The sequence below is a fragment of the Arthrobacter sp. 05N33_2 genome (genome assembly GCF_056397425.1).
Window position 1 is genome coordinate 1 of sequence record NZ_JBFTNJ010000136.1, and the last position, 2,276, is coordinate 2,276.

At 62.6% G+C, this 2,276-nt stretch carries 4 protein-coding genes; all 4 read right to left on the reverse strand.

All coding sequences use genetic code 11. From position 1 onward, the window contains the following. Positions 1 to 244 (reverse strand): hypothetical protein (locus tag AC1DHX_RS20615; protein WP_476900452.1); only part of this gene is annotated, 244 nt, incomplete at its 3' end. Positions 245 to 326: 82 nt separating this feature from the next. Then, on the reverse strand, positions 327 to 620 hold the full coding sequence (locus AC1DHX_RS20620) for a winged helix-turn-helix domain-containing protein (protein WP_476860506.1): 294 nt from the start codon (positions 618 to 620) through the stop codon (positions 327 to 329). 69 nt (positions 621 to 689) lie between these two features. Continuing rightward, the gene (locus tag AC1DHX_RS20625) at positions 690 to 1,991 is read right to left on the reverse strand and encodes a dicarboxylate/amino acid:cation symporter (protein WP_476900453.1); all 1,302 of its coding nucleotides are present in this window, start codon (positions 1,989 to 1,991) and stop codon (positions 690 to 692) included. A 150-nt stretch (positions 1,992 to 2,141) separates the two neighbouring features. Beyond that, the coding region (locus AC1DHX_RS20630) for a hypothetical protein (protein WP_476900454.1) at positions 2,142 to 2,276 on the reverse strand (135 nt) is incomplete at its 5' end.

Genomic DNA, 2,276 nt, shown 5'->3' on the forward strand with positions numbered 1-2,276 from the left:
GTGCCATGGCGAGCAGGAGCAGTGCCGGGACGGAGCGAAGTGCCATGGCGAGCAGGAGCAGTGCCGGGACGGAGCGAAGCTTGGTGTGCTGCTGTCCGGCTTGGCGGTATATAGCGTCAACCAGTTCTTGGTGCTGCGGGTTTCGGGTCGTTGGGAAGGTGCCAGTCTTCGCCGGGGGCGTCCGGGTGTTCGCCCAGGACGTGGCGCCCGCCCAGACTGCGAGGTTGGTTGGGGGCGAGGACATGAGATTCCGGCCGTAAGGACACGGCGGACGACGGCGGGAGGTCCCGCCGTCGTCCGCAAGAGTTGCAGTCAGCGCTGTCCGGCTAGGAGGCGGGCTCCGTTTTTCCAGGGGCGAGACCGTAGAAGGGCGTGAAACGACTCCTGGAACCGGGGGAAATGTTGGAACGGACGATCGAAGCGCTCTCCAGCGCTGCCAGATGGTATCTGACTGCGCCGCGCGAGGACGCGATTCCGTCGCTGATGTCAGCTACTTTGCTTGCCCCATGGCTTGCCAGGTAGTCGATGATTTTTGATCTGATCGGAGTGTTTCTCGCTCTTTTCGTCCGCTGAATGCGGTGCACGTCCGTCGGGCTCTGGAGGTCAAAGTCAGCGGTCATTGGCCATGGCCTTTCATCCGGTGTGAGGGTAGGTTCGCAGGTTTGAAAATTTGGCCGAGCGGGATCCGGTCAGTGCATCGGAACACGCTCAAACTCCCTGCTGTCTTCAGTGACCTGCGCATCCTGGGAGGCTTCCGGGCGTGACGCTTCGAGGAGGGACGTGGACTTGTCGTGGTTCCGGCCGATGACCGCGGTGGCGATGGCATTTCCCAAGATGTTGGTGGCGGTGCGTCCCATGTCCAGGAGTTGGTCGATCACCAGCAGGACACCAATTCCGGCGGCCGGGATGCCGAAGGCAGGGACCACGGCGGCTACGACGACGAGTGACCCGCGTGGAACGCCGGCCATGCCCTTGCTGCTGAGCAGGAGCATTGCGGTCATCGCGATCTGCTGGCCAAGGTCCATGTCGATGCCGTAGGCGTTGATCAGGAAGACCGACGCGAAGGTCATGTACATCATGGAACCGTCCACGTTGAACGAGTAACCCAGGGGCAGCACGAAACCGGTGGTGCGCTTCTCGATGCCGAACTTGGTCAGGCCTTCAATGAGCTTGGGCAGGGCGGCTTCACTGCTGGAGGTGGCGAACGCGATGACCATGGGTTCGCGCACTATCCGTACCAGTCGGAAGGCGGCCCGTCCGAGGAAGGCGACGGYGACGCCGACCATGATGACCCACAGGGCCGAGAGAGACACATAGAACCCGCCGATGAACGACGCGTAGGTGGCAAACGCATCGAGACCTTGGGAGGTGAAGGCCGCTGYGATGCCGGCGAAAACGCCGACGGGTGCCGCCAGCATCACATACCCGGTGACCTTCAGCATGACGCCCATCAGTTCGTCGATGGCATCGGCTATGGAGGAGCGGCCCTTCTTCCGGAGGTTCAGCAGGGCGATGCCGAAGAGGGCGCCGAATACGAGGATCTGAAGGGGGTTGTTTTCGGTCAGTGCGGCGAAGACGCTCGTGGGGATGATGTGGGTGATGAACGCCTGGTAATCGAGGGGCTTCGTTTCCATCCCCGCGTCGCCTCCCGGCATCAGGTGGAGCCCGTCACCGACGTTGAGTACATGGGCCGTGATGAAGCCGAACGCGCCCACCAGGACGGAGGCGGTCAGGAACCAGATCATTGAGCGGCCAAAGAGCTTGCCCACCCCGGCGGATTTGGCTGCTCCTGCAATGCCGGAGACGAGGGTGGCGAAGATCAGAGGGGCAATGATCATTTTGATGAGGTTCAGGAACATGTGCGTCACGGTGTCGAGGACCGCCACGACGGATTCGCGTGTGTCCACCGGCAGCAGCCAGTGGAAGAGCAGACCGCTGAGGATTCCGAACAGGAGCGCTGCCAGGATCCACATCGTTGATTTGTTTTTCATAGTCAGTCCTTGGGTAGAGGCCGGGTTGGTGGCCCGGTGCTGGAACGGTCCTCGTCATCGAGTTCCGTTTTCTCTGTAGTCGGTCGGGATTTTGGGCACGACGGCGTGCCCCTTGCTCCCTGGTCGGGCGGGGTCGTCGGTCTGCGGAGGCTATTGGGTGAGGTTGGCCAGGCGGTGCGGGCTGAGGAGTTCGGTGAGCTGCTCGTCGGTGAGCAGGCCGTGTTCGAGGACTAGTTCCGCGACGCCCTTGCCGGTGGCGAGGGCTTCCTGGGCGATGGCCGTGGC